This is a genomic window from Lacticaseibacillus jixiensis, from assembly GCF_042847315.1.
Classification (GTDB): Bacteria; Bacillota; Bacilli; order Lactobacillales; family Lactobacillaceae; genus Lacticaseibacillus; species Lacticaseibacillus jixiensis.
This window is the reverse complement of sequence record NZ_BAAFPR010000005.1, coordinates 114,211-139,416: the sequence shown is the minus strand read 5'-3', so window position 1 is coordinate 139,416 and position 25,206 is coordinate 114,211. Positions and strand designations below refer to the sequence as shown.

General features: G+C 51.4%; 39 protein-coding genes. 3 read left to right on the top strand and 36 right to left on the bottom strand.

Going from position 1 to position 25,206, the window contains the following annotated elements; all coding sequences use genetic code 11:
• Positions 1–188: 188 nt before the first annotated feature.
• From rplQ to rpsJ, 29 genes are all read right to left on the bottom strand, one after another.
• Entirely contained in the window at positions 189–569 is a 381-nt protein-coding gene (gene rplQ / locus ACGG90_RS04875) for a 50S ribosomal protein L17 (protein ID WP_390406571.1), read from the bottom strand.
• A 24-nt stretch (positions 570–593) separates the two neighbouring features.
• Positions 594–1,532: a DNA-directed RNA polymerase subunit alpha gene (locus tag ACGG90_RS04870; protein ID WP_390406568.1), complete on the bottom strand. Its 939-nt coding sequence runs from the start codon at positions 1,530–1,532 to the stop codon at positions 594–596.
• A gap of 74 nt (positions 1,533–1,606) precedes the next feature.
• The gene (rpsK, locus tag ACGG90_RS04865) at positions 1,607–1,996 is read right to left on the bottom strand and encodes a 30S ribosomal protein S11 (protein ID WP_390406565.1); all 390 of its coding nucleotides are present in this window, start codon (positions 1,994–1,996) and stop codon (positions 1,607–1,609) included.
• A gap of 25 nt (positions 1,997–2,021) precedes the next feature.
• Positions 2,022–2,387, bottom strand: a complete 366-nt coding sequence (rpsM, locus tag ACGG90_RS04860; RefSeq protein WP_390406562.1) for a 30S ribosomal protein S13 — start codon at positions 2,385–2,387, stop codon at positions 2,022–2,024.
• A 31-nt stretch (positions 2,388–2,418) separates the two neighbouring features.
• Complete coding sequence (gene rpmJ / locus ACGG90_RS04855) at positions 2,419–2,535, bottom strand: 50S ribosomal protein L36 (RefSeq protein ID WP_003567518.1); 117 nt, start codon at positions 2,533–2,535, stop codon at positions 2,419–2,421.
• Positions 2,536–2,582: 47 nt separating this feature from the next.
• Complete coding sequence (gene infA, locus ACGG90_RS04850) at positions 2,583–2,801, bottom strand: translation initiation factor IF-1 (protein WP_054717703.1); 219 nt, start codon at positions 2,799–2,801, stop codon at positions 2,583–2,585.
• Between the two features lie 138 nt (positions 2,802–2,939).
• Positions 2,940–3,596: an adenylate kinase gene (locus tag ACGG90_RS04845; protein ID WP_390406551.1), complete on the bottom strand. Its 657-nt coding sequence runs from the start codon at positions 3,594–3,596 to the stop codon at positions 2,940–2,942.
• A 258-nt stretch (positions 3,597–3,854) separates the two neighbouring features.
• Positions 3,855–5,162 (bottom strand): preprotein translocase subunit SecY, encoded by a 1,308-nt coding sequence (gene secY, locus ACGG90_RS04840; RefSeq protein ID WP_390406548.1) that lies wholly within the window; start codon positions 5,160–5,162, stop codon positions 3,855–3,857.
• Positions 5,162–5,602 (bottom strand): 50S ribosomal protein L15, encoded by a 441-nt coding sequence (gene rplO / locus ACGG90_RS04835; RefSeq protein WP_390406546.1) that lies wholly within the window; start codon positions 5,600–5,602, stop codon positions 5,162–5,164. The genes secY and rplO overlap by 1 nt, the downstream gene beginning before the upstream one ends.
• 29 nt (positions 5,603–5,631) lie before the next feature.
• A complete protein-coding gene (gene rpmD, locus ACGG90_RS04830) occupies positions 5,632–5,817 on the bottom strand; it encodes a 50S ribosomal protein L30 (RefSeq protein WP_390406543.1) in 186 nt (61 codons plus the stop codon).
• A gap of 13 nt (positions 5,818–5,830) precedes the next feature.
• Positions 5,831–6,334 (bottom strand): 30S ribosomal protein S5, encoded by a 504-nt coding sequence (gene rpsE / locus ACGG90_RS04825; protein ID WP_390406540.1) that lies wholly within the window; start codon positions 6,332–6,334, stop codon positions 5,831–5,833.
• Between the two features lie 21 nt (positions 6,335–6,355).
• The gene (gene rplR, locus ACGG90_RS04820; protein ID WP_390406538.1) at positions 6,356–6,721 is read right to left on the bottom strand and encodes a 50S ribosomal protein L18; all 366 of its coding nucleotides are present in this window, start codon (positions 6,719–6,721) and stop codon (positions 6,356–6,358) included.
• Between the two features lie 23 nt (positions 6,722–6,744).
• On the bottom strand, positions 6,745–7,275 hold the full coding sequence (gene rplF, locus ACGG90_RS04815; RefSeq protein WP_390406535.1) for a 50S ribosomal protein L6: 531 nt from the start codon (positions 7,273–7,275) through the stop codon (positions 6,745–6,747).
• 24 nt (positions 7,276–7,299) lie between these two features.
• Complete coding sequence (gene rpsH, locus ACGG90_RS04810) at positions 7,300–7,698, bottom strand: 30S ribosomal protein S8 (RefSeq protein ID WP_390406533.1); 399 nt, start codon at positions 7,696–7,698, stop codon at positions 7,300–7,302.
• Positions 7,699–7,727: 29 nt separating this feature from the next.
• Positions 7,728–7,913 carry a type Z 30S ribosomal protein S14 gene (locus ACGG90_RS04805; protein ID WP_054717680.1) on the bottom strand — a complete coding sequence of 62 codons (186 nt, stop codon included), beginning with the start codon at positions 7,911–7,913 and terminating at the stop codon, positions 7,728–7,730.
• 13 nt (positions 7,914–7,926) lie between these two features.
• The gene (gene rplE / locus ACGG90_RS04800; protein WP_125752956.1) at positions 7,927–8,469 is read right to left on the bottom strand and encodes a 50S ribosomal protein L5; all 543 of its coding nucleotides are present in this window, start codon (positions 8,467–8,469) and stop codon (positions 7,927–7,929) included.
• 21 nt (positions 8,470–8,490) lie between these two features.
• Positions 8,491–8,802 (bottom strand): 50S ribosomal protein L24, encoded by a 312-nt coding sequence (gene rplX / locus ACGG90_RS04795; RefSeq protein WP_390406530.1) that lies wholly within the window; start codon positions 8,800–8,802, stop codon positions 8,491–8,493.
• A 14-nt stretch (positions 8,803–8,816) separates the two neighbouring features.
• The gene (rplN, locus tag ACGG90_RS04790; protein ID WP_125752962.1) at positions 8,817–9,185 is read right to left on the bottom strand and encodes a 50S ribosomal protein L14; all 369 of its coding nucleotides are present in this window, start codon (positions 9,183–9,185) and stop codon (positions 8,817–8,819) included.
• 30 nt (positions 9,186–9,215) lie between these two features.
• A complete protein-coding gene (gene rpsQ, locus ACGG90_RS04785) occupies positions 9,216–9,479 on the bottom strand; it encodes a 30S ribosomal protein S17 (RefSeq protein WP_390406528.1) in 264 nt (87 codons plus the stop codon).
• An 18-nt stretch (positions 9,480–9,497) separates the two neighbouring features.
• Positions 9,498–9,692 (bottom strand): 50S ribosomal protein L29, encoded by a 195-nt coding sequence (gene rpmC / locus ACGG90_RS04780; protein ID WP_390406525.1) that lies wholly within the window; start codon positions 9,690–9,692, stop codon positions 9,498–9,500.
• Positions 9,682–10,116 carry a 50S ribosomal protein L16 gene (rplP, locus tag ACGG90_RS04775; protein ID WP_390406522.1) on the bottom strand — a complete coding sequence of 145 codons (435 nt, stop codon included), beginning with the start codon at positions 10,114–10,116 and terminating at the stop codon, positions 9,682–9,684. The genes rpmC and rplP overlap by 11 nt, the downstream gene beginning before the upstream one ends.
• A 3-nt stretch (positions 10,117–10,119) precedes the next feature.
• Entirely contained in the window at positions 10,120–10,779 is a 660-nt protein-coding gene (gene rpsC, locus ACGG90_RS04770; RefSeq protein WP_390406520.1) for a 30S ribosomal protein S3, read from the bottom strand.
• Positions 10,780–10,792: 13 nt separating this feature from the next.
• The gene (rplV, locus tag ACGG90_RS04765) at positions 10,793–11,146 is read right to left on the bottom strand and encodes a 50S ribosomal protein L22 (protein ID WP_390406517.1); all 354 of its coding nucleotides are present in this window, start codon (positions 11,144–11,146) and stop codon (positions 10,793–10,795) included.
• A 17-nt stretch (positions 11,147–11,163) separates the two neighbouring features.
• On the bottom strand, positions 11,164–11,445 hold the full coding sequence (gene rpsS, locus ACGG90_RS04760; protein WP_390406514.1) for a 30S ribosomal protein S19: 282 nt from the start codon (positions 11,443–11,445) through the stop codon (positions 11,164–11,166).
• A 37-nt stretch (positions 11,446–11,482) separates the two neighbouring features.
• Positions 11,483–12,322: a 50S ribosomal protein L2 gene (gene rplB, locus ACGG90_RS04755; protein ID WP_390406511.1), complete on the bottom strand. Its 840-nt coding sequence runs from the start codon at positions 12,320–12,322 to the stop codon at positions 11,483–11,485.
• A gap of 32 nt (positions 12,323–12,354) precedes the next feature.
• The gene (rplW, locus tag ACGG90_RS04750) at positions 12,355–12,639 is read right to left on the bottom strand and encodes a 50S ribosomal protein L23 (protein ID WP_390406508.1); all 285 of its coding nucleotides are present in this window, start codon (positions 12,637–12,639) and stop codon (positions 12,355–12,357) included.
• Positions 12,639–13,262: a 50S ribosomal protein L4 gene (rplD, locus tag ACGG90_RS04745; RefSeq protein ID WP_390406506.1), complete on the bottom strand. Its 624-nt coding sequence runs from the start codon at positions 13,260–13,262 to the stop codon at positions 12,639–12,641. The genes rplW and rplD overlap by 1 nt, the downstream gene beginning before the upstream one ends.
• Positions 13,263–13,284: 22 nt before the next feature.
• Positions 13,285–13,917: a 50S ribosomal protein L3 gene (gene rplC, locus ACGG90_RS04740; protein WP_390406504.1), complete on the bottom strand. Its 633-nt coding sequence runs from the start codon at positions 13,915–13,917 to the stop codon at positions 13,285–13,287.
• Between the two features lie 24 nt (positions 13,918–13,941).
• On the bottom strand, positions 13,942–14,250 hold the full coding sequence (gene rpsJ, locus ACGG90_RS04735) for a 30S ribosomal protein S10 (protein ID WP_057894786.1): 309 nt from the start codon (positions 14,248–14,250) through the stop codon (positions 13,942–13,944).
• 404 nt (positions 14,251–14,654) lie between these two features.
• On the opposite strand from rpsJ, the gene ACGG90_RS04730 reads away from it, so the two are divergent.
• Together ACGG90_RS04730 and ACGG90_RS04725 are read left to right on the top strand one after the other, a co-directional pair.
• Positions 14,655–15,206 (top strand): cysteine hydrolase family protein, encoded by a 552-nt coding sequence (locus ACGG90_RS04730; RefSeq protein ID WP_390406501.1) that lies wholly within the window; start codon positions 14,655–14,657, stop codon positions 15,204–15,206.
• 125 nt (positions 15,207–15,331) lie between these two features.
• Positions 15,332–16,198: a DegV family protein gene (locus tag ACGG90_RS04725; RefSeq protein ID WP_390406499.1), complete on the top strand. Its 867-nt coding sequence runs from the start codon at positions 15,332–15,334 to the stop codon at positions 16,196–16,198.
• 63 nt (positions 16,199–16,261) lie between these two features.
• On the opposite strand, the gene ACGG90_RS04720 is transcribed toward ACGG90_RS04725, so the two are convergent.
• The 7 genes from ACGG90_RS04720 to ACGG90_RS04690 all read right to left on the bottom strand — a co-directional run bounded on the left by ACGG90_RS04720 (position 16,262) and on the right by ACGG90_RS04690 (position 24,185).
• Positions 16,262–17,608 carry an FAD-dependent oxidoreductase gene (locus ACGG90_RS04720; RefSeq protein ID WP_390406496.1) on the bottom strand — a complete coding sequence of 449 codons (1,347 nt, stop codon included), beginning with the start codon at positions 17,606–17,608 and terminating at the stop codon, positions 16,262–16,264.
• Between the two features lie 218 nt (positions 17,609–17,826).
• The gene (locus tag ACGG90_RS04715) at positions 17,827–19,122 is read right to left on the bottom strand and encodes an MFS transporter (RefSeq protein ID WP_390406493.1); all 1,296 of its coding nucleotides are present in this window, start codon (positions 19,120–19,122) and stop codon (positions 17,827–17,829) included.
• A 70-nt stretch (positions 19,123–19,192) separates the two neighbouring features.
• On the bottom strand, positions 19,193–19,777 hold the full coding sequence (gene leuD / locus ACGG90_RS04710) for a 3-isopropylmalate dehydratase small subunit (RefSeq protein WP_390406490.1): 585 nt from the start codon (positions 19,775–19,777) through the stop codon (positions 19,193–19,195).
• 16 nt (positions 19,778–19,793) lie between these two features.
• Positions 19,794–21,170, bottom strand: a complete 1,377-nt coding sequence (gene leuC / locus ACGG90_RS04705) for a 3-isopropylmalate dehydratase large subunit (RefSeq protein ID WP_390406489.1) — start codon at positions 21,168–21,170, stop codon at positions 19,794–19,796.
• 31 nt (positions 21,171–21,201) lie between these two features.
• Entirely contained in the window at positions 21,202–22,245 is a 1,044-nt protein-coding gene (gene leuB / locus ACGG90_RS04700) for a 3-isopropylmalate dehydrogenase (protein ID WP_390406487.1), read from the bottom strand.
• A 281-nt stretch (positions 22,246–22,526) separates the two neighbouring features.
• Complete coding sequence (locus ACGG90_RS04695; RefSeq protein ID WP_390406486.1) at positions 22,527–23,330, bottom strand: fumarylacetoacetate hydrolase family protein; 804 nt, start codon at positions 23,328–23,330, stop codon at positions 22,527–22,529.
• Positions 23,331–23,345: 15 nt separating this feature from the next.
• Entirely contained in the window at positions 23,346–24,185 is an 840-nt protein-coding gene (locus ACGG90_RS04690) for a metallophosphoesterase family protein (RefSeq protein WP_390406483.1), read from the bottom strand.
• Positions 24,186–24,293: 108 nt separating this feature from the next.
• On the opposite strand from ACGG90_RS04690, the gene ACGG90_RS04685 reads away from it, so the two are divergent.
• Positions 24,294–25,094 carry an alpha/beta hydrolase gene (locus ACGG90_RS04685; protein WP_390406481.1) on the top strand — a complete coding sequence of 267 codons (801 nt, stop codon included), beginning with the start codon at positions 24,294–24,296 and terminating at the stop codon, positions 25,092–25,094.
• Positions 25,095–25,206 lie beyond the last annotated feature (112 nt).

Sequence of the window (25,206 nt, the reverse complement as noted above, 5' to 3'; positions counted from 1 at the left end):
AATGGTAGTGGAAATGGTGTTGTCGTCGAGCTGCGCAGGCCAACCCGGTCTGCTCCGCTCTGGTCCTCGAGCTGCTTGGCGCATCGCGGGTGCAGCTAGCTACGCTATTGTACTCGAGGCAAAGAACGCCTCAAGTCCAATAGCTAGGCTACCTGACCCGCTCAAGCGCGCCACTGCGCTTTGGGTGACTAAACCAGTTCCAGGATAACCATTTGCGCAGCATCGCCGCGGCGAGGTGCGGTTTTCAGAATGCGGGTGTAACCACCATTGCGTTCTGCATAACGCGGTGCCACGTCGCTGAACAATTTCTGCAATGCAGATTGCACAACAACAGTGTCGCCGTCTTCTTTAACATCAGCGATCTCGTTGCGCAGGTATGCTGCGGCTTGACGGCGGGCGTGCAAGTCGCCACGCTTACCTAACGTGATCATCTTTTCAGCGGTGGAACGAACTTCCTTCGCGCGGGCTTCAGTAGTCGTGATCCGTTCGTGGATCAAAAGATCCGTCGTCAGATCGCGAAGCAAAGCCTTACGTTGGGAGCTAGTCCGTCCTAATTTACGGTAACTCATGAATGTTTTGCCTCCTTTACCTAGTTAGTCTTCGGTGCGCAGGCCCAAGCCAAGGTCGCTAAGCTTGTTCTTAACTTCCTCAAGCGACTTGCGGCCTAAGTTGCGGACCTTCATCATATCGGCTTCTGTTTTGTTGGTCAATTCCTGAACCGTATTGATGCCGGCACGCTTCAAGCAGTTGTATGAACGGACAGACAAGTCGAGCTCTTCGATGGTCATCTCGAGCATCTTCTCCTTGTGGGTCTCTTCTTTCTCAACCATGATCTCAGCGTTCTTGGCTTCATCGGTCAAGTTGACGAAAATGTCCAAGTGTTCGGTGAGGATCTTCGCTGCCAAGCTGATGGCTTCGCGTGGGCTGATCGAACCATTGGTCCAAACGTCCAGCGTCAGCTTGTCGAAGTCGTTACGCCGTCCAACACGGGTGCTTTCGACTTGATAGTTGACCCGAGAGATTGGGGTGAAAATCGAGTCGACAGGCAATACCCCGATCGGCATGTCATCAACTTTGTTTTGATCAGCTGCCACATAGCCGCGGCCGGTACGAACGGTCATCCGGATGTGGAAGTGGCCGCCTTCTGCAACTGTACAAATGTACTGCTCAGGATTGAGCACCGTCACGTCACTATCAGAGACGATGTCTGCAGCGGTAACAGTAGCCGGACCGGTAACATCGATCTCGACGGTTTTGTCTTCTTCCGTGTTCATCTTCAAAGCAAGCTTCTTGATGTTCAGGATGATCTGCGTGACGTCTTCCAGCACACCGTCGATCGTGGAGAACTCGTGGAGTACGCCATCAATTTGGATGTTGCTGACAGCAGCGCCAGGCAAGGACGACAACAGGATCCGCCGAAGCGAGTTGCCCAATGTCGTGCCGTAACCGCGTTCTAGCGGCTCAACGACAAACTTACCGTAGTTGGTGCTTTCGTCAACTTTGGTGATGTTTGGCTTTTCAAATTCGATCATCTAAGTCTGTACCCCTTTCAAAACGAGAAGTGAAGTTTTGCCTACCCGACACAAATGGGTCGTGGGGTGACAAATTACACACGACGACGCTTTGGAGGACGGGAACCGTTATGCGGCACTGGGGTGACGTCGCGGATCGCGGTCACTTCAAGGCCAGTCGCTTGCAAGGAACGGATCGCGGCTTCACGGCCAGAACCAGGGCCTTTAACAGAGACTTCTACGGACTTCATGCCATGTTCCATGGATTCCTTCGCTGCGGCTTCAGCGGCCATTTGTGCGGCGAAAGGCGTGGACTTACGGGAACCCTTAAAGCCAAGGGCACCAGCAGAAGACCAGGCGATCGCGTTACCGCGAGGGTCAGTGATCATGACTAAGGTGTTGTTGAAAGTGGAGTGGATATGTGCCACGCCGGCTTCAACGTTCTTACGAACACGACGCTTACGTGTTGTTTTACGTGCTGCCATCGAATGCTTACCTCCTTCTAGTTAATTATTTCTTCTTACCGGCAATGGTAGTTTTCTTACCTTTGCGAGTGCGTGCGTTGTTCTTGGTATGTTGACCGCGAACAGGCAGGCCACGACGATGACGGATCCCACGGTAGGAACCGATTTCCATCAGACGCTTGATGTTCAAGTTGACTTCACGGCGCAAGTCGCCTTCAACTTTAACAGTATCAACGGCTGCACGGATCTTGTCTTCTTGATCTGGGGTGAGGTCTTCTTGGCGAACGTTCTCGGGAACGCCGGCTTCAGCCAGAATCTTTTGAGCAGTAGTCTTGCCGATACCATAGATATAGGTCAAGGCAATGACGATTTGCTTACCACGTGGTAAGTCAACACCTGCGATACGAACCATACGATAGACACCTCCTATTTATTGTTTAGAATTAACCTTGGCGTTGCTTGTGCTTCGGGTTTGCAGAGCAAATGATCATGACGCGGCCTTTGCGGCGTACGACCTTGCAATGCTCGCACATCTTTTTAACAGATGGACGTACTTTCATTGTATAGAGCCTCCTCATTGGATAGTGAGCGAACCCACTGCTGGCAATTACTTGAAACGGTAAGTGATCCGGCCTTTGGTCAGATCATATGGCGATAATTCAACTGTCACACGGTCGCCAGGCAGGATGCGGATGTAGTGCATCCGGATCTTACCTGAAACATGAGCCAGGATCGTCGCGCCGTTCTCAAGTTCGACTTTAAACATCGCGTTGGGTAACGTATCCACCACGGTGCCTTGAATTTCAATTACATCGTCTTTTGCCACTAAATATTTCCTCCTAAAATTCTGGATCATTAACACGCGTTAAAGCGGCGAGGCCTAGGCACTCACCGCACATACCGCGATATTGTACCATAGTTTCATGACTTTGGAAAGCCGGAGTCAGGCAAAAGACGAAGTCATCTACTTTGCAACTGCGGCCAGGATCTTTTTGATTTCGGCGAAAACCAAGTCGATGTCTTGGTCACCGTTGACGGTATATAAGAGCTGCTTCTTCTCATAAAAGTCCAACAACGGCGTGTTCATTTCGATGTTTACTTTCAGGCGATTCTTCACCGTTTCCGGCTTATCATCGTCACGCTGGAAGAATTCGTGACCGCCACAGCGATCGCAAGTGCCTTCAACCTTGGTTGGGTTGTAGAGCTTGTGATAAGTGGCGCCGCAATTCTTGCAGATATAACGACCAGATAACCGTTCCACCAACTTCTCCGGTGCCACTGCGATGTTGATCACAGCGTCAACAGGCTTGTTGAGGTCTGCGGTGATAGTTTCAAGCGCTTCAGCTTGCGCAATCGTGCGTGGGAAGCCGTCGAGCATGTAACCTGCGTCTGTATCCTTCTCGCCTAAGCGGTCCTTGACGATGCCACTGGTGACATCATCGGGAACGAGTTGCCCCGCATCCATGAACGACTTAGCTTTGAGGCCTAATTCAGTGCCGGCAGCCATCGCTGCGCGGAACATATCCCCAGTGGAGATATGTGCAATTGGATATTCATCCACGATGCGTTCCGCTTGCGTGCCTTTGCCGGCGCCTGGTAAGCCCATTAAGATAAGATCCACGAGATATTCCTCCTACTTAAGTCGAGCTGCAACTCGCAATGCGAGTGCGGCTAGCGACGCAACCGAACTCGGGGCAAAACCCAGCCCCAAGTCCGATTGCTAGGCTAGCCGACCCGCAAAACCCGCGAGTCTCCGCTCTGTTAGTCGAGCTGCGGGTCGCAACGCCACAGCGTGAAAGTCGTGACGCCGCTTAGGCCTAAACCGCCCAAACGTCATCCCGTCTTTCACTCGCGGCTAAATGCGCGACCCTCCGCTCTGTTAGTCTTTGATCAAGTCCCCTTGGATGAAGCCAACGTATTCGCGCTTCATCAAGAGCCCGTTGAGTTGGCGAACCAACTCGATGGCCGTCATGACGACGATCAATAAGCTGGTGCCGCCTAAGCCGATGGATTGAGGCAAGCCCCAAAGCGTCGAAGCCAATTGTGGCAGCAAGGCGATCACGCCGAGGAACAAAGCCCCGACAGTCGACAAGCGCATCAATAAGCTGGAAAGATACTTCTCAGTTTCTTTGCCTGGCCAAACCCCTGGGATGTAACTCCCTTGTTTGGTCAAGTTCTCTGCGACTTTCTCGGGGTTGACCTGAACAAAGGCGTAGAAGAAGGTGAAGACAACGATCAGCAAGGTGTACACCGCGATCCCGATCGGCTTTTGCATACTGAAGACGTTGGTCATCACTTGATACCAAGTGGCGTCAGCGTAATTCTTCTGGAAAGCCATTAAGATCGTTTGCGGTGTCACGATGAACGAACTGGCGAAGATCACCGGGATAACCCCAGCGACGTTGACCTTCAACGGCAAGTAGGAATTGTTGCCGGCGGCAGTCACGCGCCGAGTGTATTGAATCGGGATCTTGCGGTTCGCTTGCTGAACCCATGTGACGAAGGTGACAACTAAGATCAAGATGATAACCAGCGCAACCAGGAATGCGATCCCCATGGCGATGTTATCGGTGTTGATGATGTTGTCATTGACTAGTGATTTCACGCCGTCTGGTAAACGGGCAATGATCCCAGCAAAGATGATCATGGACACGCCATTACCGATCCCTTTGTCTGTGATCTGCTCACCCATCCAAGTCAGCAGCATGGTACCACCGGTCAAGATGATCCCGATCGTAATATAAGTCTGCATCGTGGGATTCTTGACCAAGCCTAATGAAGACAACTGCTGGAAACCAGCCGTGATCCCAATGGCTTGGAAGAATCCGAGAAAGATGGTCAAGTAACGCGTCACTTGATTCAGCTTGCGCCGCCCGACTTCCCCTTGTTTGCTCCATTCAACAAACTTTGGCACGATATCCATTTGGAGCAATTGGATAACGATCTGAGCCGTGATGTATGGTGAAACCCCCATCGAGAAAATCGAGTAGTTCGACAACCCGCCCCCACTGACTGTATCCAGCAATGGGATCAGGCCGGTCGCGCTGATGTCAGTCAAAGACTTGGCATCAACACCCGGAACCGAAATCTGTGCACCTAACCGATAAACCAGCAAAACGCCTAAGGTAAAAAGGATCTTATTGCGGATTTCTTTGACCTTGAGCGCGTTTTTGAGGGTTTTCAGCATTAGATCACCTCTACAGAACCGCCTGCAGCTTCAACTGCTGCCTTGGCTGCTGCAGAAGCTTTGTCCACTTTAACAGTGAGCTTCTTGTCCAGCGAGCCATTAGCCAGCAACTTGATGCCGTCTTTTTCGTTCTTGACCAAACCTGCTTCTACCAACGTGGTGTTGGAGATCTCGGCACCGTCTTCAAAACGGTTCAGGTCAGAGACGTTGACCACCGCGTATACTTTGCGGTTGATGTTGTTGAAACCGCGCTTAGGCATACGACGGAACAATGGCATTTGGCCACCTTCGAAGCCGAGACGCGTTTTACCGCCTTGGCGAGCCAATTGGCCTTTTTGGCCTTTACCAGCAGTCTTACCTTGACCGCTGGAAGTACCGCGACCAAGACGCTTGCCGTGTTGACGGGAGCCTTCTGGGGCTTTTAATTCATGCAACTTCATGCTTTGGGCACCTCCTTGTTCGAAAAATTTTAGTCGTTGATTTCTTCTACGGATACCAGATGCGAGATCTGGAAGATCGCACCGCGAGTCGCGGCGTTATCAGGCTTGATAACGGAGCTGGAAACACGGCCTAAGCCGAGTTCCTTGACGATCTTACGTTGCTTAGGCAGGCGGTGTGCAGCACTACGGGTCAACGTGATTTTTAATTGAGCCATTGTATGCTTCCTCCTAGTCTTGTAAATGCGCAGCAGAAACACCGCGCAGTTCAGCGACATCTTGGACAGTCTTCAATTGCTTGAGGCCTTCCATCGTCGCACGGATCATGTTGATAGGGGTGTTACGGCCAAGGGACTTGGAAGTAACATCGGTGATACCAGCAAGTTCCATAACGGCACGAACGGCGCCGCCGGCAGCGACCCCGGAACCTTCAACAGCAGGCTTGAGCAAGACCTTACCTGCACCGAAGTGACCGATCACTTCGTGCGGGATGGTAGTGCCAACGATAGGCACTGCGATCAAGTTCTTCTTAGCGTCGTCGACAGCCTTACGGATCGCTTCAGGCACTTCTTGCGCCTTACCGGTACCGAAGCCGACATTGCCGTGCTTGTCACCAACGATGGCGATGGCTGCAAAACGCAGACGACGACCACCCTTGACAACTTTGGTGACCCGGTTGATCGCAACAACGCGGTCTTCTAAGTCCAATTGGGTTGGATCAATGTATGATGCCATGTGTAGGTTATCCTCCTTTGATTAGAATTCGAGGCCGTTTTCGCGGGCAGCTTCAGCTAAAGCCTGCACGCGACCATGATAGAGATAACCACCACGGTCAAAGACCACAACTTTATGACCGGCTGCAACTGCACGTTGGGCAACCAATGCACCGACGGAAGCAGCTTGTTCGGTCTTAGTAGAACCGGATACTTCCTTATCAAGACTGGAGGCACTTGCTAGCGTCACACCCGCTACGTCATCAATTAATTGCGCGTAGATGTTTGTGTTGGAACGGAAAATGTTCAAGCGTGGGCGCTCGCTCGTACCAGAGATCTTACCCCGGACGCGTGCGTGACGACGTTGCCGAGTTTTGTTCTTATCTGGCTTTGAAATCACAATATTCACCTCTTAGATTGAGTTAGGAACGATTACTTACCGGTCTTACCTTCCTTACGACGAACAACTTCATCGACGTAACGAATACCTTTGCCTTTGTAAGGCTCTGGGGCACGAACGGCACGGACAACAGCAGCGAATTGGCCAACAACTTGCTTGGAGATACCGCTGATGTTGATCTCAGTGTTGCTAGGCACTTCGAAGGTCACACCGGCTGGTGCTTCCATCTCAACGGGATGGGAGTAGCCAACGTTTAAGACCAGCTTTTCGCCTTGCTTTTGAGCACGGTAACCAACACCGACCAACTTCAACTTCTTGGAGAAGCCTTCGCTTACCCCAACGATCATGTTGTTCAAGTTGGCACGCATAGTACCATGCAAAGCCTTGTAAGAGTCATCAGGACGGGTGAAAGAAATTTCACTGCCTTCTTGACTCATCTTGATTTCTGGAACGAAAGTGCGAGTTAATTCGCCCTTAGGCCCCTTAACGGTGATGTTGTCGCCATCTTGCTTGACTTCGACGCCAGCAGGTACGGTGATAACTTTATTACCAATACGACTCAAGGTGTGTTCCTCCTTATTAGGGTATTACCAAACGTAGGCGAGTACTTCGCCGCCGACGTTTTTAGCACGGGCATCCTTATCGGTAAGAACCCCTTCAGATGTGGAGATGATGGCGATGCCAAGGCCGTTTAAGACCTTTGGCACGTCAGCAGACTTCACGTATGAACGCAAGCCTGGCTTGGAGATACGCTTCAAACCAGAAATGACGCGTTCGTTGTTCTTCCCATACTTCAGGAAGATGCGGATGATGCCTTGCTTGTCGTCTTCAATGACTTCGTAGTCACGGATGAAGCCTTCAACCTTAAGGATCTCCGAAATGTCTTTTTTCATCTTAGATGCAGGAACGACCAGGGATTCGTGACGCACCATGTTGGCGTTACGGATCCGGGTCAAGTAATCTGCGATTGGATCGGTCAGGACCATTGATTTAACCTCCTTTGACTGGGTGTTGTTTACCAGCTAGCCTTGCGCATACCAGGAATTTGGCCGGCATGGGCTAATTCACGAAGGCAAATCCGGCAGAGCTTGAATTTACGATAAACGGAATGTGGACGGCCACAACGTTGGCAGCGTGTATATTCTTGCACTGCGAACTTTGCAGGCCGGTTGTTCTTCACGATCATTGACTTCTTAGCCAAGTGTGTCCCTCCCTTATTTAGCGAATGGCATCCCGACTTGCGTAAGCAATTCGAGAGCTTCTTCATCAGTGTTGGCAGTCGTTACGATGACAACGTCTAAGCCGCGGACGTGGTTTACCTTATCGTAATCCACTTCTGGGAAGATCAGTTGTTCCTTAACGCCTAACGTGTAGTTACCGCGGCCATCGAAGGACTTAGCGGAGATACCGTGGAAGTCACGGACACGAGGCAGGGAGACATTGATCAGCTTGTCCAAGAAATCATACATGCGTTCACCACGCAGTGTGACCTTGGCACCGATCGGCATACCTTCACGTAAGCGGAAGTTCGCGATGGACTTCTTAGCCTTAGTGATCAATGGTTGTTGGCCAGAAATCAGCTTCAGTTCTTCAACGGCTTCGTCAAGGTTCTTGGCGTTTTGCGTTGCATCGCCGACGCCCATGTTCAGCACGATCTTTTCGACCTTAGGTGCTTGCATGGAAGACTTGTAGCTGAACTTCTCGATCAAGCTAGGGGCGATTTCCTTAGTGTAGCGTTCTTGTAAACGGTTCGTCATTGCAGTATTGTCCTCCCTTCGTTATTTTTCGAGTGCGGCGCCGGACTTCTTGGCGATGCGCACTTTTTTGCCGTCCTTGATTTCTACGCCGGTACGGCTTGGCTTGTTGGATTCTGGATCGAGCAGCATCACGTTAGAAACGTGGATAGCTGCTTCAACGTCCACGATGCCGCCTTGAGGGTTGGCATTGTTTGGCTTCTGATGCTTCTTGACAACGTTCACGCCTTCGACGATCACTTTGTCCGCTTTGAGAAGCACTTTGGTTACGGTACCTTCTTTGCCAGCGTCTTTACCACGCATAACACGTACCTTATCACCAGTCTTGATTTTCATGCTTGCACCTCCTCTTACAGAACTTCAGGCGCCAAAGACACGATCTTCATGAAGTCACCGTCACGCAGTTCGCGTGCAACGGGGCCAAAGATACGAGTGCCTTTAGGGCTCTTGTCGGCGTTGATGATCACAGCAGCATTCTCATCAAACTTGATGTAAGAACCATCTGTACGACGCGCACCGGACTTGGTACGGACGATGACAGCCTTCACAACATCATGCAGTTTGACAACGCCACCTGGTGTAGCTTGTTTGACAGTTGCGACCACAACGTCACCGATGTTCCCGGTCTTGCGGAAAGAACCGCCAAGCACCTTGATCACCAGTAATTCGCGGGCGCCAGAGTTGTCGGCCACTTTAAGACGACTTTCTTGTTGAATCACGGGTAGGTCCTCCTTTCACACTTCGATTTATTAGATACGAACAGCCTTTTCGACAACGTTTAATAAACGGAAACGTTTGTTGCGGGACATTGGACGAGTTTCCATAATGCGGACAACGTCGCCAGTTTGCGCAGTGTTGTCTTCATCATGTGCGTAGTAACGCTTCGAATACTTAACACGCTTGCCATAAACAGGGTGTGTTTTGGTCGTGGAAACTTCGACAGTAATGGTCTTGTCCATCTTGTCAGAAACCACGGTACCTTGATAGACTTTACGAGAATTGCGTTCAGCCAATGGTATGTCTCCTTTCCGTTATTTGTTGTCTTGAGCCTGACGAAGGACCGTCTTGATGCGCGCAATGTTCTTGCGTACTTGCTTCAAGCGGGCGGTATTTTCAAGTTGGCCGGTAGCTTGTTGGAAACGCAGGTTGAAGAGTTCTTCTTTATACTGCTTTTCTTTATCAAGCATTTCAGCAGCGGTCAACGCGGTAATTTCTTTAGCCTTCATTTGATTGCCCACCTACTTCCTGAGACGTAATGATCTTAGTGCGAACAGGGAGTTTGTTCGAGGCCAGACGCAGTGCTTCACGGGCAACTTCTTCCGGTACCCCGGCAACTTCGAACATCACTTTCTCACGTTTAACAACAGCAACCCAGCCGTCTGGTGCACCTTTACCATTACCCATACGTACGCCGACACCTTTGGAGGTGTATGACTTTTGTGGGAAAATGCGGATCCAAACTCTCCCACCACGCTTCATGTAACGGGTGATTGCAACACGGGCAGCTTCGATCTGACGGTTAGAGATCCAGGAGGATTCTAAGGCTTGCAGACCATATTCGCCAAAGCTGACTTTCTTGCCACCTTTAGCAGCACCGCGCATCTTCCCACGGAATTCGCGACGGTGCTTAACACGCTTAGGTACTAGCATTGATTATTTGCCTCCCTTCGTAGAATGGTTCGGCTTGTCTGGCAGGATTTCGCCACGGTTGATCCAGGTCTTGATCCCGATCTGGCCATAAGTCGTGGTTGCTTCTTCCCAAGCATAGTCGACATCGGCGCGCAGCGTATGCAACGGCACAGTGCCTTCAGTGTAATGTTCGCGACGGGCAATATCAGCACCGTTCAAGCGACCAGCAGCTTGGGTCTTGATACCCTTGGCACCGGCACGCATGGTACGTTGCATGGCTTGCTTCATCGCACGACGGAACGCAACACGCTGTTCAAGTTGTTGCGCAATGCTTTCGCCGACCAGATGTGCATCTAAGTCAGGCTTCTTGATCTCGACGATGTTGATGTGGACTTTACGGCCTGTCAAATCGTTGAGCTGCTTGCGCAAGCTTTCAACTTCAGCGCCACCCTTACCGATAACCATCCCTGGCTTTGCGGTATGAATGGAGATGTTGACGCGGTTTGCGGCACGTTCGATTTCGATGGTCGAAACAGATGCGTCCGCAAGCTTCTTGTTAATGAATTCCCGGATCTTGATGTCTTCGTGCAGGAAGGTGGCAAAATCTTTTTCAGCATACCACTTGGATTCCCAATCGCGAATGACGCCAACACGGAAACCTTTAGGATTAATCTTCTGACCCACGCGTTATCCCTCCTTAAGCTTCTTTTTCGGAAACGACCACGGTAACGTGGCTGGTCCGTTTATTGATTGGCGATGCACTACCTTTGGCACGAGGACGGAACCGCTTGAGGGTTGGGCCTTCGTTAACGTAAGCTTCACTTACGAAGAGGTTTTGTGCATCTAAGTCGAAATTGTGCTCTGCATTAGCAATAGCAGACTTCAAGACCTTCTCAACGATCGGTGAAGCACCGCGAGGAGTGAATTCGAGGATTGCTAAAGCTTCCGCAACGTCGCGGCCGCGGATAAGGTCAACGACCAGGCGGGCCTTACGAGCAGCGATCCGCACGGTCTTAGCCGTGGCTTTAGCAGAAGTAATTGTTTCAGCCATATTGATTGCGCTCCTTTCTAGCGAGCCTTGGTTTTCTTATCGTCAGTAGCGTGTCCACGGAAAGTCCGAGTAGGCACGAATTCGCCTAACTTGTGACCAACCATATCTTCAGAAATGAAGACTGGGACATGTTTGCGACCATCATAAACGGCGATGGTGTAACCGATGAAACTAGGGAAAATGGTGGAACGGCGAGACCAAGTCTTGATGACTTGCTTCTTTTCGCTATCTGCCTGCGCGTCGATCTTCTTCATCAGATGAGCGTCGGCGAAAGGTCCTTTTTTAAGACTGCGACCCATTATGGAACCTCCTTTATTCGGTGTGATTCAGACGTGTTTACTTCGTCTTACGATGACGAACAATGAACTTCTCGGACTTAGCGCGATGACTACGAGTCTTCTTACCAAGCGTCTTCTTACCCCATGGAGATAATGGAGATGGACGGCCGATAGGTGCCTTACCTTCACCACCACCATGCGGGTGATCGTTAGGGTTCATGACAGAACCACGGACCGTTGGCCGGAAGCCCAACCAGCGCTTGCGGCCGGCTTTACCAATACTGATCAGTTCGTGTTGTTCGTTACCAACAGCACCGATGGTTGCACGGTTAACAGCCAAGATCATACGAACTTCGCCAGAAGCCAAGCGAACTGTGACGTACTTGCCATCATCGTTCTTACCTAACAGCTGGGCGTAAGCACCGGCGGAGCGAGCCAATTGGCCGCCTTTGCCAGGCTTCAATTCGATGTTATGGATCGTTGTCCCATCAGGGATGTTCTTTAATGGCAAAGCGTTACCGACTTTGATATCAGTTTCTTCACCAGAAACGATCGTGTCGCCAACCTTAAGACCCTTAGGTGCTAAGATGTAGGACTTGATCCCATCTTCGTAATGCAACAATGCGATGTTGGCAGTCCGGTTAGGATCGTATTCGATCGCAACGACCTTTGCCACGATGTCGTCTTTTTGACGCTTGAAGTCGATCACACGGTAATGTTGCTTGTGACCGCCGCCACGATGACGAACGGTGATGTGGCCGTAGCTGTTACGGCCGGCGGTATGACTTTGATCTTCCAGAAGAGTCTTTTCAGGACGCTTCTTGGTGATTTCGGCGAAGTCGGAGCCGGACATGTTCCGGCGACCGTTCGTCGTTGGCTTGTACTTGATAATCGCCAATTGTATAACCTCCTATAAGTGAATTTCTGGAACTAGTCTTCGAATAACTTGATTTCTTTGGAATCAGCAGTCAAAGTAACGATCGCCTTACGACGCTTGCGGGTGAAACCCACGAAGTTACCTTGGCGCTTCTTCTTGCCGCGAACGTTGGCGATGTTGACGTTGGCTACCTTAACGTCGAAGATTTCTTCGACAGCGCGGCGAACCGCACCTTTTTCGGTATGCAGAGCAACTTCGAAGGTGTACTTCTTGTTGTCCATGTCAGCCATCGATTGTTCAGTCACGATCGGGCGTAAAATGATATCGCGTGCTTCCATTATGCGAGCGCCTCCTCAATCTTTTGGAGCGCAGATTGGGTCAAGATCAATTTGGTGTGGTTGACCACATCCAAAACGTTGATCCCATCTGCGGCAACGACCTTGACGTTCGGCAGGTTGCGAGCTGCTAATGCGGCGTTATCATTGCCATCTTCGAGGACTACCAAAGCCTTCTCGTTGACATTGAGTGCGGATAAAGCTGCTGCAAATGCCTTGGTCTTTGGTTGGTCGAATGCTAATGCATCAACGACGACCAAAGCGTCATCTAACACCTTCTGAGAAAGGACGGACTTGATTGCCAAGCGACGAACCTTCTTGTTGATAGTGTAAGAATATGAACGCGGATGTGGGCCAAAGACGATACCACCGCCACGCCATTGCGGGCTGCGGATAGAACCCTGACGGGCCCGGCCAGTACCCTTTTGACGCCAAGGCTTGCGACCGCCACCAGAAACTTCGTGACGGTTCTTAACCTTGCTAGTACCTTGACGAAGGGAAGCGCGTTGCATGATCACTGCGTCAAAGACGACGTTGTCGTTCGGTTCGATTGCCCAGATCGCATCGTTTAATTCAACAGTGCCATTCTCTGAACCATCTTGCTTAAATAAAGTAACGTTAGCCATTAGTTATTTTCCTCCCTTCGTATTACTTAGCTGCCTTAACGGCGGAACGGATGATCACGTTAGACTTGTTAGCGCCTGGAACGTTACCTTTGATCAAGATGACGTTGTTGGCCAAGTCAGTGGAAACAACCGTTAAGTTCTGCATGGTGCGGGTATGGTTACCCATTCGGCCAGGTAATTTCTTGCCCTTGAACACCTTGTTGATGATGGCGCCAAGAGAACCTGGACGACGATGGTAACGAGAACCGTGGGCCATAGGACCGCGAGACTGACCATCTTTCTTGATGTTACCTTGGTAACCGTGACCTTTGGAAGTACCGGTGACATCCACGATGTCGCCTGCTGCAAATTCGTCAGCTTTGACTTCTTTGCCTACTTCGTATTCGCTAAGCGCTACATCACGGATTTCCTTAATGAAGCGCTTAGGGGTTGTGTCAGCCTTCTTGGCGTGACCAACGCTTGGCTTGTTGCTAAGCACTTCACGTTTGTCGCCGTAGCCCAGTTGAACTGCTTCGTAACCGTCTGATTCAACGGTCTTGACTTGCAAGACAACGTTAGGCGTTACGTCGATCACAGTAACGGGAACGAGTTCGCCGTTATCGGTGAAGACTTGCGTCATGCCAATTTTCTTACCTAAGATTCCTTTACGTGCCATGGGTACACCTCCAATTCTTTAGAATTATAACTTGATTTCGATATCAACGCCGCTTGGCAAGTCGAGCTTCATTAAAGCATCAACTGTCTTAGGGGTTGGGTTAACAATGTCGATCAAACGCTTATGCGTGCGCATTTCGAATTGTTCACGCGAATCCTTGTATTTATGTGGGGAACGTAACACCGTGTAAAGGGTGCGTTCAGTTGGCAGCGGGATCGGACCTGAAATAGTAGCGCCGGTGCGCTTTGCAGTGTCAACGATCTTATCTGCGGATTGATCAAGAATCCGGTGTTCGTATGCCTTAAGGCGGATACGGATCTTTTGTTTTGCCATTGTGGTACCTCCTTCGTCCATTATCATTTAGTAGACTAGCTCCGTGGGAATTCCCGACGCGCTGCCGTGGCAAAGCGGCCGGGCGTGTCGCAACCTCTCACATCCTCGCTACCTTGGTTCGCATTGAACCAAAAGTGCAGAATAACCCAATCGGGATTACACAGCACTTGACTAGTATACAAAAACTCATTGACCAAGGCAAGAGTTTTCTGAATTAATTTCACAACCAACGCCGCCATGCCAATGCTTGCAGCTGGCCAGGCAGCCATGCACCGCCAGCTCGATGGGCCTTTTCGCATTGTCTTGACAAGCGCTTGGTCCGGCAGTATCGTGAGAGCAAGCTTCATCAGGCAGCTAAATCATTAACCCATTGGCTCACTGACGACTCCAAGGAGGAATAACTCATGCCTAAAGCCTTATTGATCATCGATTACACCAACGATTTCGTCGCAGCTGACGGCGCATTGACCGCGGGTGCGCCTGCCCAAGCCCTTGATGCCAACATCGCCGCCCTTGCGCAAGATTTCCTATTAAGTGGTAACTTTGTATATCTGCCGACTGATGTGCATACCGCCAACGATCCATACCATCCTGAAACCAAGCTCTTCCCACCGCATAACCAGCGCGGTACTTGGGGACGCGAGTTATATGGCGAGGTAGGCGAATGGTATGCTGCCCACCAAGGCGACGCTCATGTACAGTTATTCGACAAGACGCGCTATTCCAGCTTCGCCGGTACGCCATTGGACTTATGGCTGCGCGAGCGTCATGTGACTGAGTTGCATTTGGTCGGTGTATGCTCGGATATTTGCGTCTTGCACACCGCCGTTGACGCATACAACTTGAACTACCCGATGGTGATCCACGAACAGGCTGTCGCCACTTTCAATCCTGGCGGCCAGGAATGGGCCCTTAACCACTTCAAGTCTGCATTGAACGCCACAATCGTTGATTAAGATGTGACATGCCGCCGATTCCTGGCGGCTTTTTGAGTGGATCGTTATTCATTGATTGTTTTTTTGGGTGAATTTGTTAACATGGAGAAGACTTCATCGCCACGTTAGAAGAAAGTTGGGTATCCATGAGCAAGATCGCCATTGTCACTGATAGTACTGCCTATCTCACCCCTGAACAAATCGCTGGGTTACCGATCCGCATTGTCACCACCCCGCTGGTTGTTGGCGGCGAGACCTTCAATGAAGGCGTCGACATCACCCCGGCAGAATTCTACGCCAAAATGCGCGCTGCCAGCGACTTCCCGCACACCTCGCAACCACGCTTGGCTGATGTTTTGGCCACGCATGAAGAACTGCGGCAAGCAGGCTTTGACACGGTGCTTAATATCTACTTATCTAAAACCATCTCCGGCATTAATTCCACGGTTTCTGCCGCCGCACCAGAGATCCCTGGCGTCCACGCAGTCGTATATGATTCGCAAATCACCGTGATCTTAATGGGTCAAATGGTGCTGACTGCCGGCCAAATGGCCCAAGCCGGTGCCAGTTTAGACGAGATTATCGCCCGGCTCGATCAATTGCGCGCTTCGATGGATGAATACTTCATCGTCAACGACTTAATGCATTTGGTGCGCGGCGGCCGCTTGTCCAATACCGCCGGGATGTTAGGCAGCATGCTGCACATCAAACCCTTATTGACGTTTGACGAAACCCATAAGATCGTGGTGTTTGAGAAGATCCGCACCTTAAATCGCGCCTACTCCCGCGTGGAAGAGCTTTTCGCCAAAGCCGTGGCTGATGCAGACTACCCGTTAAAAGCCTGGGTGATCGACGCTGGCGATGAACCAGCGGCCAAGCGCTGGCATGAAAGTCTCAAGCAGCAGTTTCCTGATTTGACCATTGAACGCTCCTTCTTTGGCCCGGCAATCACCACCCACATCGGCGAGAAAGCTATCGCCTTGGCTTGGATGCGCGATCCTGATCGCAGCTGACCTCAACAAAAAAGCGTGTGACGACTGCAATCGTCACACGCTTTTTTTGTTAAGCAGTTTTGGTTAATGCACGAATTCTTGTTGCTTGGCCACAGCAGCCATGGCCACTTTGTTGACCCAGTTGATCGGCTGATCGAAGTTGGGCTGGAAGAACGTATCTACCATCGCCAATTGATCGATCGTCATATGCGTTTGGATCGCCATGGAGATCACGTTAGCCGACATCGTTACATCATGCGCCGAATAGAAAGCCCCGCCTTTGACTTCGCGAGTTTGCGGATCCCATACCAGAGAAGCCAATACAGGTGTGGTGGTCAACATGAATTCTGGGCGATAGTTCTCTTCAATCGACACACTTTCTAACGTCAAGCCGCGCGCTGCGCCGCCGGCTACCGTCAACCCAGAAGCGGCAATGGCATGATCGAATAGTTCCACTGCGCTGGTGGCTTGCGTGCCAAGATAAGCTTCAGTGGGTTGGGCGATGTTCTTGCCGACCAGCATCCCTTGGCGCACCGCATTGGTGGCCAGTGGAATGTAGTCGTCTTTGCCGGTTGGGTTATAGTGCACCGCTGCTGAATCCCCTGCCGCAAAAATCTCCGGCCGGGAGCTGCGCATATACTCGTCGGTGATCACCGCGCCATTAGGCAGCATGTCCACTTGGCCAGTCAACAAGTCGGTGCGCGGCACAAAGCCAATCGCCAACACTGCGATATCGGCAGTATATTCGCCTTTATCTGTGGTGACGGTGATCTTGTCGTCGCCGGAGAAACCAACAACTTTCTCCCCTAACGCCAGCGTTGTGCCATGGTCCACATAGTCTTGGGCCACACGATCGGTGATTTCTGCGTCAAAATTCTTCGCCAACACACGATCAAAAGCATCGATCAAAGTCACCTGCTTGCCATTCAAAGCAAACTGTTCGGCAATTTCTGCACCGATATAACCGGCGCCAATGACGATCGCCGAATCAATGTCGCCAACTTGCGCGCGCAGGCGCTTGGCATCATTGTAATCTTTACAATGGTAGAGATTCGGATTATCGATGCCAGGAATCGGCGGGTGGACAGCTTTAGAACCTGGTGTGAACACCAGCTTGTCATAACTGTCGGTGAATTCTGCGCCGGTTTGCAGATCTTTGACTGCCACGGTACGCGAATCAACATCGATGCTGGTCACTTCATGGCGCATCTTCATGGTTGCGCCAAGTTCTGCTAAGGCATCTGGCGAAGAGTAGAACATCTTGTTTGGATCTGACACATGGTCGCCGACCCACAAGGCGATCCCGCAAGACAAGAACGACAAGGTATCGTTTCGTTCATACACCACCACTTCATAATCCGGGTGGTCGGTCAGGATCTGTTGCGTTGCAAACGTTCCGGCATGCGTGGCACCAATTACAACAATTTTCATCTATAGCCATCCTTTCACATGAACACTTTTGACCAAATTGTAGCACGTGGGCATTAGCAAAGTCTAATTAAAAATATTCAAATAGCCATCAGACGCCCGTTATATACGTAAATTTATTGTAACCGGTACCTTGTACGCCGCGTCAGCATTCAAAAACGCGCCGCTTATTGCAAACGACGCGATCATGGCTGATAAAATATTTTGTTTTTTCGTTGAAGCTAACGGATCTCTTTGCGAGCCGTTTCCGGACCGAAGAAGCCAACTACTGCCGCAGCGATAACAGCTAATACCGCAATAGCGTAATAAATGTAGTTGGCTGAAACTTGGCTGATGGCAAAAGCCACCGCCGTTGGCATTAAGGCGTTTAGCGCTTTAGAGATGCCATGAGCAATGCCGGCCCCGCGGAAACGGTGTTCGGTGTCGAATAATTCGTTGTTGTATACCGAAACGGCAACTGCCATTAAGATGTAGAACGTGATGGTGATCGCAAAGCCATTGATTAAGATCCCCAGGTTGGTGGTTTCATGCGCATACATGACCCCCAGGATCGCAGCGGCGATGAAGCTGCCGACGATCATCTTCTTGCGGCCGGCATGATCAACAGTCATGGTGCCGATAAAGCCGCCGACTGGAGCGCCTAACATCATGATCGCCGAGAAGCCGATGGAACCGACTACGGAATGGCCGCTGCGCACCAGCAGCGTCGGTACCCAAGTGGTGAAGGTGTATTGGCATAAACATACTGCAGAAACGGCGACCGAAGCGACGATGACGCCGCGCATAAAGCTGGTTTTCGAAACGCGTTCTTCTGGGGCAACATCTGGGACATCATAGTAACCGCGTTGATTCATTTCTTCAACAATGGCATTGGCTTCTGCTTCACGGCCTTGGGTCATCAGCCAGCGCGGCGATTCTGGAAAATTATGCCGCGCCACCCATAAGATCAACGCCACGAAGCCCACCAGGATAAACATCGAGCGCCAGCCAAAATGGGCGATCATGAAGCTGGCAATGACTAAAGTAATTGGGGCGGCGGTGTTGCCGATCAGGCTGGTCATCCCAGTCCAGTGCCCACGCCGCTGCACTGGCGCAAATTCATTAACCACCGCATAACCGGTGACGATTTCAGCGCCTAAGCCAATGGCGGCAATGAAGCGGCAGCCCATCAAGAAGTAGATGTTCGGCGAAAGCGCGGCGATCATCGTAAAGATGCCAAAGATAAACAAGTTGATTTGATACGAGCGCTTGCGGCCGTAGAAATCGCCGATGTAGCCGGAAATAATGGCGCCGATAAACAGCCCTAAGAACCCGGCTGAGAGAAAATATGAGCTTTGCATAGTCGTGGCGAACTTCTCAGAAACGATTTGGGTGTTAATTGCGCTGGCCATATACACATCTGCGGCGTCGAGGAACATCCCCGCACTGGCTAAGCCAAATACCTTATAGAACAAGGAAGATTCTTTCCCGTAGTTCATGCGTTTGTCGATCGACATATCTGTTTGAGTAATTTCCATTCGAATCTCTCCTTATTCAATATTGCGGGGCTTGGGTGGTACGTATGCATTTTGCTTCTATATAAAAGGGTTAATTGAATACCGGCCGCTTGGCTTCATAAGCTTTGATCTGGTCTTCATATTGTTCCGTTAAGCTGATATCGTCTTGACCTTTGAGGAATTTCTCTTTCCAAGTGGCGTTGATGTCAAAATGGAACTTGTGATCGCGGAAGTTAACGGTTTGGGCAGCTAAGTCGATAGTCACTTCTTCATCGGCTTGGCATTGACGCAAAATGGCGCGGTCGGCTTCTGGCAAGATGATCGGCAGCAAGCCGTTCTTGGTGGCGTTCATGAAGAAGATATCCGAGAATCCGCCGGCGATCACGGCGCGAAAGCCGTAATCTGTCAAGGCCCACACCGCGTGTTCACGACTGGAGCCGCAACCGAAATTGTTGCCAGTGATCAAGATCGTGGCGCCTTGGTGTTCTGGCTGGTTAAGCGGGAAGTCCATTTTCTTACTGCCGTCTTCGTTATAGCGCCAATCGTAAAAGGCGCTGATACCAAAGCCGGTGCGCAAGATGTTCTTCAAGAATTGCTTCGGGATCAAGATGTCAGTGTCGATATCGTCATTGGGGATCACGATAGCTTTGCTGGTTTCAACGGTGAATGCTTCCATGATGGAATTCCTCCTATTAAGCGGTAACGGTTTGCTTAGAGATATCAACGAAGTGGCCGGCCACAGCTGCGGCTGCAACCATCGCCGGGCTGGCTAAGTGGGTGCGGGCGCCGGCGCCTTGACGGCCTTCGAAGTTGCGGTTGGAAGTCGAGGCACAATGCTTGCCGGCAGGGATCTTGTCTGGGTTCATCGCCAAGCAAGCGGAACAGCCTGGTTCGCGCCATTCACACCCGGCATCAATGAAGGTTTGGGCGATGCCTTCTTCCATGCACCGGTTGCGCACAGCACGCGAACCTGGCACGACCCATGCCGTGATGTTAGGCGCAATGTGCTTGCCTTTCATGAACTCGGCTGCTTTCTTCAAATCTTCATAACGGCCGTTGGTGCAAGAACCGATGAAGACGTAATCCAACGGAATGTCTTCGGCTTTCATGCCAGGACGTAAACCAATGTAGTCATAGGCTTTCTGGTCGTTAGCATCTTCGGCTTCTGGCAGCGGCTTCTGCACAGAAGTGGCCATACCTGGATTGGTACCCCAAGTGATCATCGGCGCCAAAGTCGACACATCAAATTCGATCACTTTGTCATAGTCGCTGATGTCATCGGTTTTATACTTCTTCCAATAGTTGATGGCTTTAGCCATGTCTTTTGGCGCATATTCGCGGCCAGCCACATAATCGTAAGTCTTAGCATCAGGGGCGACCATGCCGGTTTTGGAGCCGCCTTCGATACACATGTTGCAAATCGTCATGCGCCCTTCCATGGACATCTCAGAAATCGTGTCGCCGAAGAATTCCATCGCATAACCTTGACCGAATGACACGCCGTATTTGCCAATCAGGCCCATGATGATGTCTTTGGCAAAAACATTATGCGGCAGCTTGCCGGTAACATGCACACCCATGGCTTTGGGCTTAGTTTGCCAAATCGTTTGCGTGGCCATCACATGTTCGATTTCTGAAGTGCCGATCCCAAAGGCCAACGCTCCAAACGCCCCATGAGTTGAGGTATGTGAATCGCCGCAGACAATGGTTTTGCCAGGTTGGGTCAAGCCGCGTTCCGGGCCAACCACATGGACGATGCCTTGGCGCGAATCGCCGATCTTAGCTAGCGTGATGCCGAATTCCTTGCAGTTCTTCTCCAACGTGTCGATTTGGGCCTTGGCAATGGTGTCTTGAATGTTGAAAATGTTCTCCGTTGGCACATCGTGATCCATCGTCCCAAAGGTCAGATCCGGCCGCCGCACAGTGCGGTGGTTCATCCGCAAGCCTTCAAAAGCCTGTGGGGAAGTGACTTCATGGATCAATTGCAAATCGATATATAACAGCTGAGGTTCGCCTGGTTTGCCTGCAACAACGTGATCTTGCCAAAGCTTGTCAAACATGGTGGTCATAAGAATTGCCTTCTTTCGATATAAATGCGAGTTACGACAGCGCAGCGATGATTGCTTGCGTGACTTCAGTGGTGGTGGCTTGACCACCGAGATCTGGGGTGGTGGTGCCTGAAGCGATCACTTGATCACACGCGGCTTCGATGGCTTCGGCCATGTCTTGGCGGTCAAAGGAATATTGCAGCATCATCGCCACCGACTTGATCATCGCAATGGGATTAGCGATGCCCTTGCCGGCGATGTCTGGGGCTGAACCGTGGATCGGTTCGTACAAGTTCGGTCCGCTGGCCCCAGCTGACATTGACGGAATGGTGCCGATCGAGCCGGTGATTTGCGCCGCTTCATCAGATAAGATGTCGCCGAACAAGTTGGCGGTGATGATCACATCAAAAGCCGTTGGCTGCGTCAAAATCGCCATGGTGGTCGCATCGATGTAACGGTAGTCGACAGTCACTTTTGGGAAACGCTGGGCAATGCGTTCGGCTGTCTTCCGCCAGAACTTCGACGTGGCCAAGACGTTGGATTTATCAACGATGGTGACATGGTGCTTACGCTTTTCGGCAAGCTCAAAGCCGGTGATCATGATCCGCTCGACTTCGGCTTGTGAATAATACATGGTATCGATCGCGTGATCTTCTGCTAATTCCCGCGGTTTGCCAAAATATGCGCCGGAGGTCAATTCGCGAGCAATCACGAAATCCGTGCCGCGGACGATATCAGCCTTCACCGGACTGGCATCGATTTGCGATTCGGCGACCTTAGTGGGCCGGATGTTGGCGTACAGCTGCAAGGCTTGGCGAATCGCCAACAACCCGGCTTCCGGACGCTTCGGCGCGGCGTCCCACTTCGGTCCGCCAATCGCTGCCAGCAAAATCGCATCAGCGGCTTTGGCCCCGTCAATGGTGCTTTGCGGCAACGGTTCGCCAACGGCATCAATGGCGGCACCGCCAAAGGGGTATTCCGTGGTCGTATATGTAAAGTCGAACTGCTTTGCCGCATGCGCCAACACCGCTAACGCCGCCTGCATGATCTCCGGTCCGATGTAATCTCCGGGTAGAATGGCAATTTGATGAGTCATCTTAATTTTTCCCCTTTCGCGAAACAAAAAAATTCGGCCAGTTTTGATCAACGATCAAAGCTAGTCGAATTGTTGTCGGCTAGCCACCGTATCAGTCGGTGACCAGCTTCAAAAAGTTGGGCACCGACTATCTCAACACGACAGTGCTCAACAACAAGGCTGCAATACGAATCGATTTAACTGAATTAGCATTAGAATTCATCATGATCGCAACCTCCTGTGAATTAAGTATGAGGTAATATTAACAAGTTCTAATAATTCTGTCAACGGTTTTTCATAATTTAATCGTCTATCGTTAATTCAAGCCGGCCCAACCCGGTGATTTCACCAATCAGCCGATCGCCAGCTTGCAAGAAAATCGGCGGCTGATGGCCGACCCCAGTACCCACTGGGGTGCCGGTGAATACCAAATCCCCTGGCTGCAGCGCCACAATCGTTGACAAATACGCGATCAAGGCTTGCGGGGTAAACACCATTTGGCTTAGTGGCGCATGCTGCATCACCTGCTGATCAACGGTGGTGGTGATTTCAAGTTTGCCTAATTCGCCGGCTTCGTCTGGCGTCGTCAGCCAAGGCCCGATCGGTGCAAAATTGGCAAACGACTTACCCAATGAGAACTGCGCCGGGTCATTGGCAAATTGCACATCACGATCTGATAAGTCTTCACCAACCATATAGCCGGCAATATGCGCATCGGCTTCAGCTTCCGAGATATCACGGCCGCCAACGCCGATCACTGCCACCAACTCCGTTTCCCAATCAGTGCGCGGACCGTGGCGGTGAATGTGCGCGCTGGGGCCAGTGATGGCGCTGGGGAATTTGGTAAAGATACTTGGGGTCTTAGGCAAAGCCAAGTTGATTTCTTGCGAATGGGCCGCAAAGTTCATGCCAATGGCAAAGACTTGACTTGGCCGCGGTACTGGCGCTTGCAGCTGTGCATCGGTATAAGATTGCTTGGGCCCAAGCTGCCAAGCTTTGGCGCCAGCATTGGCGGCGGCAACTACCGACGTGAAGTTGGTAATTGCTTGCGCGGTATGATCAGCTTGGATCAAATGTGGTACTGCATTGATATTGGCAATTTTCATCATGAAGCCTCCCGTTTAATGCGTTTTATGATAATAGGCCGCCACCTTGTTGACATAATCATGAGCAGCGTTGACTTGCCGCAACAGCGCTTGATCATGGGTGATGGTGTTCCCACTTTCGCGCAAAAAGGCGTATTGGTCAAGGTATGGCAGGTGTTTTTTGCCAGCCAAGGCGATTTCTTGGGCGCGATCATATTCAACTTTGCGAAAATCCACCTGCACCCGGCCAGCGTCATCCACGGTCAAAATCGCGTAATGCGCCCGCTGATCGGCAAAGAAGCGCGGCCACAAACTATACGGCTGGCCCACCGCGCCGGGATTAATGATCAACTGACCGGCTTGCGTGGTGCGCATCACTTGTTGATGGGTATGGCCATATACGGCGATATCGATATCTGCGCCCACCAATTCCTCGAAATTCACCTGCGGCTGGGCCGGATATAAACTGCGGCCTTCGTCTTGATCAGGCAAGTTGTGGGTGGCTTGAATGCGCACACCGTTGACAGTTTGCACCTGCACGATTGGATGGCTGGCCAACAATTGGGCAATGTCTGGTTGGGTGTGGTCTTTCAAATATGCCGATAACGTCGCCAAATAAATCGCGCCAGGATCCGCCAATGGAAAATCGCCGCGCAGCATCGCCAGCACCGCGTCTTCCCAATTGCCGCGCAGCCACACTTGCGGTTTCAGCGTCGTTAATGTTGCCAACAAGTCCTTAGCCCCAGGGCCAGGCAAGAATAAGTCGCCAAGAAACCAATGGGCGGTGACGTGTTGTTGTTTGGCATCTGCCAACACTGCGGTGAAGGCGCCGACGTTGCCGTGAATATCTGCCATCAATGCGATTCGTTGTTCCATATGGGTCTCACCTCGCCATTATTGTACCTGTCATGTCAAAAATTTGCCATTCTGCCCTGCTCGCGCTTATGCTTAAGGCGGAGTGTAATCACTAATAGGAGGGATAGCATGGCAACTAATGTGATTCAAAACGTCTACTATGATGATCCGCACGAGTTAGCTTTAGACCTCTACCCGACCCGCGGCGTGGCCAAAGGCGGCGTGATCGTGATCCATGGCGGCGGCTGGTTTCAAGGCGACAAGGCCAAAGTCGCCGGTTGGGCCACGCAATTAGCCGCGGAAGGGTATTTCGCCATTGTCCCCAATTACCGGCTGGCGCCAAAAGATCCTTACCCGGCCCCGCTGGAAGACATGGCGCGGCTGTGCGATTGGGTCAAGCGCCGCGAGCTGCCTTTTGACTTCCGCCATATCGCAGCTGTTGGCGCTAGTGCTGGCGGTAACTTGGCCGTGGAATTGGCGCTGAAATACGGGATGCCCGCTGTCAGTTTGTCTGGCATCTTAACCATTGACGATTGGCTTGACGCCCACCAAGACTTGGCAGCGCGCAAAGGCCACGCTGATGCCAACGACCAAGCCGCTTCAGAAACTGTCAACCAAAGTGGCAACGACGACCGCTTCTATAAGTGGTTTCTCACCAACTACCTGCCGGATCGCGCCGACTACACGCCGGCCACCCCAGCCAAGCACGTCAGCAGCCACAGCGGCCCGATGTATCTGGCCAATTCACTGGAAGAATTCGTCCCTGCCAGCGGCGTCACCCAATTGTCGGCAGCCCTAAACGCCCACAGCATCCCTCATTTCACGCGGATGCTGGCCGGCAGCCGCCATGGCACCGCGTATTTGCCGGATGTCTTCGACGACACGCTGACCTTCATCGCCCGCTGCTTTGCCGAACGCAGTCAAAGCTAAAGCGCAGCCGCCAATCGTTCGGCATATAAATTACCCTGTATATGATGTTTCACGTGAAACATTGTGCACAACTCAAGATGTGGCGCAGACTTCGCCCACATTCGTCGAAATA

Coding starts and splice junctions, on each gene's coding strand:
- rpmD (WP_390406543.1), bottom strand. CDS start 5,817: ATGGCTCAATTAAAAATCACGTTGACCCGTAGTGCTGCACACCGCCTG.
- rplO (WP_390406546.1), bottom strand. CDS start 5,602: ATGAAGTTGCATGAATTAAAAGCCCCAGAAGGCTCCCGTCAACACGGC.
- leuC (WP_390406489.1), bottom strand. CDS start 21,170: ATGACCACCATGTTTGACAAGCTTTGGCAAGATCACGTTGTTGCAGGC.
- rpsJ (WP_057894786.1), bottom strand. CDS start 14,250: ATGGCAAAACAAAAGATCCGTATCCGCCTTAAGGCATACGAACACCGG.
- ACGG90_RS04690 (WP_390406483.1), bottom strand. CDS start 24,185: ATGGAACAACGAATCGCATTGATGGCAGATATTCACGGCAACGTCGGC.
- ACGG90_RS04730 (WP_390406501.1), top strand. CDS start 14,655: ATGCCTAAAGCCTTATTGATCATCGATTACACCAACGATTTCGTCGCA.
- rpsH (WP_390406533.1), bottom strand. CDS start 7,698: ATGGTCCTGACCGATCCAATCGCAGATTACTTGACCCGGATCCGTAAC.
- ACGG90_RS04870 (WP_390406568.1), bottom strand. CDS start 1,532: ATGATCGAATTTGAAAAGCCAAACATCACCAAAGTTGACGAAAGCACC.
- rpsS (WP_390406514.1), bottom strand. CDS start 11,445: ATGGGTCGCAGTCTTAAAAAAGGACCTTTCGCCGACGCTCATCTGATG.
- rpmJ (WP_003567518.1), bottom strand. CDS start 2,535: ATGAAAGTACGTCCATCTGTTAAAAAGATGTGCGAGCATTGCAAGGTC.
- rpsM (WP_390406562.1), bottom strand. CDS start 2,387: ATGGTTCGTATCGCAGGTGTTGACTTACCACGTGGTAAGCAAATCGTC.
- ACGG90_RS04720 (WP_390406496.1), bottom strand. CDS start 17,608: ATGAAAATTGTTGTAATTGGTGCCACGCATGCCGGAACGTTTGCAACG.
- rpsK (WP_390406565.1), bottom strand. CDS start 1,996: ATGGCAGCACGTAAAACAACACGTAAGCGTCGTGTTCGTAAGAACGTT.
- ACGG90_RS04715 (WP_390406493.1), bottom strand. CDS start 19,122: ATGGAAATTACTCAAACAGATATGTCGATCGACAAACGCATGAACTAC.
- rplQ (WP_390406571.1), bottom strand. CDS start 569: ATGAGTTACCGTAAATTAGGACGGACTAGCTCCCAACGTAAGGCTTTG.
- leuB (WP_390406487.1), bottom strand. CDS start 22,245: ATGACTCATCAAATTGCCATTCTACCCGGAGATTACATCGGACCGGAG.
- leuD (WP_390406490.1), bottom strand. CDS start 19,777: ATGGAAGCATTCACCGTTGAAACCAGCAAAGCTATCGTGATCCCCAAT.
- rplC (WP_390406504.1), bottom strand. CDS start 13,917: ATGGCACGTAAAGGAATCTTAGGTAAGAAAATTGGCATGACGCAAGTC.
- rplP (WP_390406522.1), bottom strand. CDS start 10,116: ATGCTAGTACCTAAGCGTGTTAAGCACCGTCGCGAATTCCGTGGGAAG.
- ACGG90_RS04725 (WP_390406499.1), top strand. CDS start 15,332: ATGAGCAAGATCGCCATTGTCACTGATAGTACTGCCTATCTCACCCCT.
- rplV (WP_390406517.1), bottom strand. CDS start 11,146: ATGGCTGAAACAATTACTTCTGCTAAAGCCACGGCTAAGACCGTGCGG.
- rplX (WP_390406530.1), bottom strand. CDS start 8,802: ATGAAAATCAAGACTGGTGATAAGGTACGTGTTATGCGTGGTAAAGAC.
- ACGG90_RS04695 (WP_390406486.1), bottom strand. CDS start 23,330: ATGAAAATTGCCAATATCAATGCAGTACCACATTTGATCCAAGCTGAT.
- secY (WP_390406548.1), bottom strand. CDS start 5,162: ATGCTGAAAACCCTCAAAAACGCGCTCAAGGTCAAAGAAATCCGCAAT.
- rplW (WP_390406508.1), bottom strand. CDS start 12,639: ATGGAAGCACGCGATATCATTTTACGCCCGATCGTGACTGAACAATCG.
- ACGG90_RS04685 (WP_390406481.1), top strand. CDS start 24,294: ATGGCAACTAATGTGATTCAAAACGTCTACTATGATGATCCGCACGAG.
- rplE (WP_125752956.1), bottom strand. CDS start 8,469: ATGACGAACCGTTTACAAGAACGCTACACTAAGGAAATCGCCCCTAGC.
- rpsE (WP_390406540.1), bottom strand. CDS start 6,334: ATGGCATCATACATTGATCCAACCCAATTGGACTTAGAAGACCGCGTT.
- rplD (WP_390406506.1), bottom strand. CDS start 13,262: ATGGCTAACGTTACTTTATTTAAGCAAGATGGTTCAGAGAATGGCACT.
- rpmC (WP_390406525.1), bottom strand. CDS start 9,692: ATGAAGGCTAAAGAAATTACCGCGTTGACCGCTGCTGAAATGCTTGAT.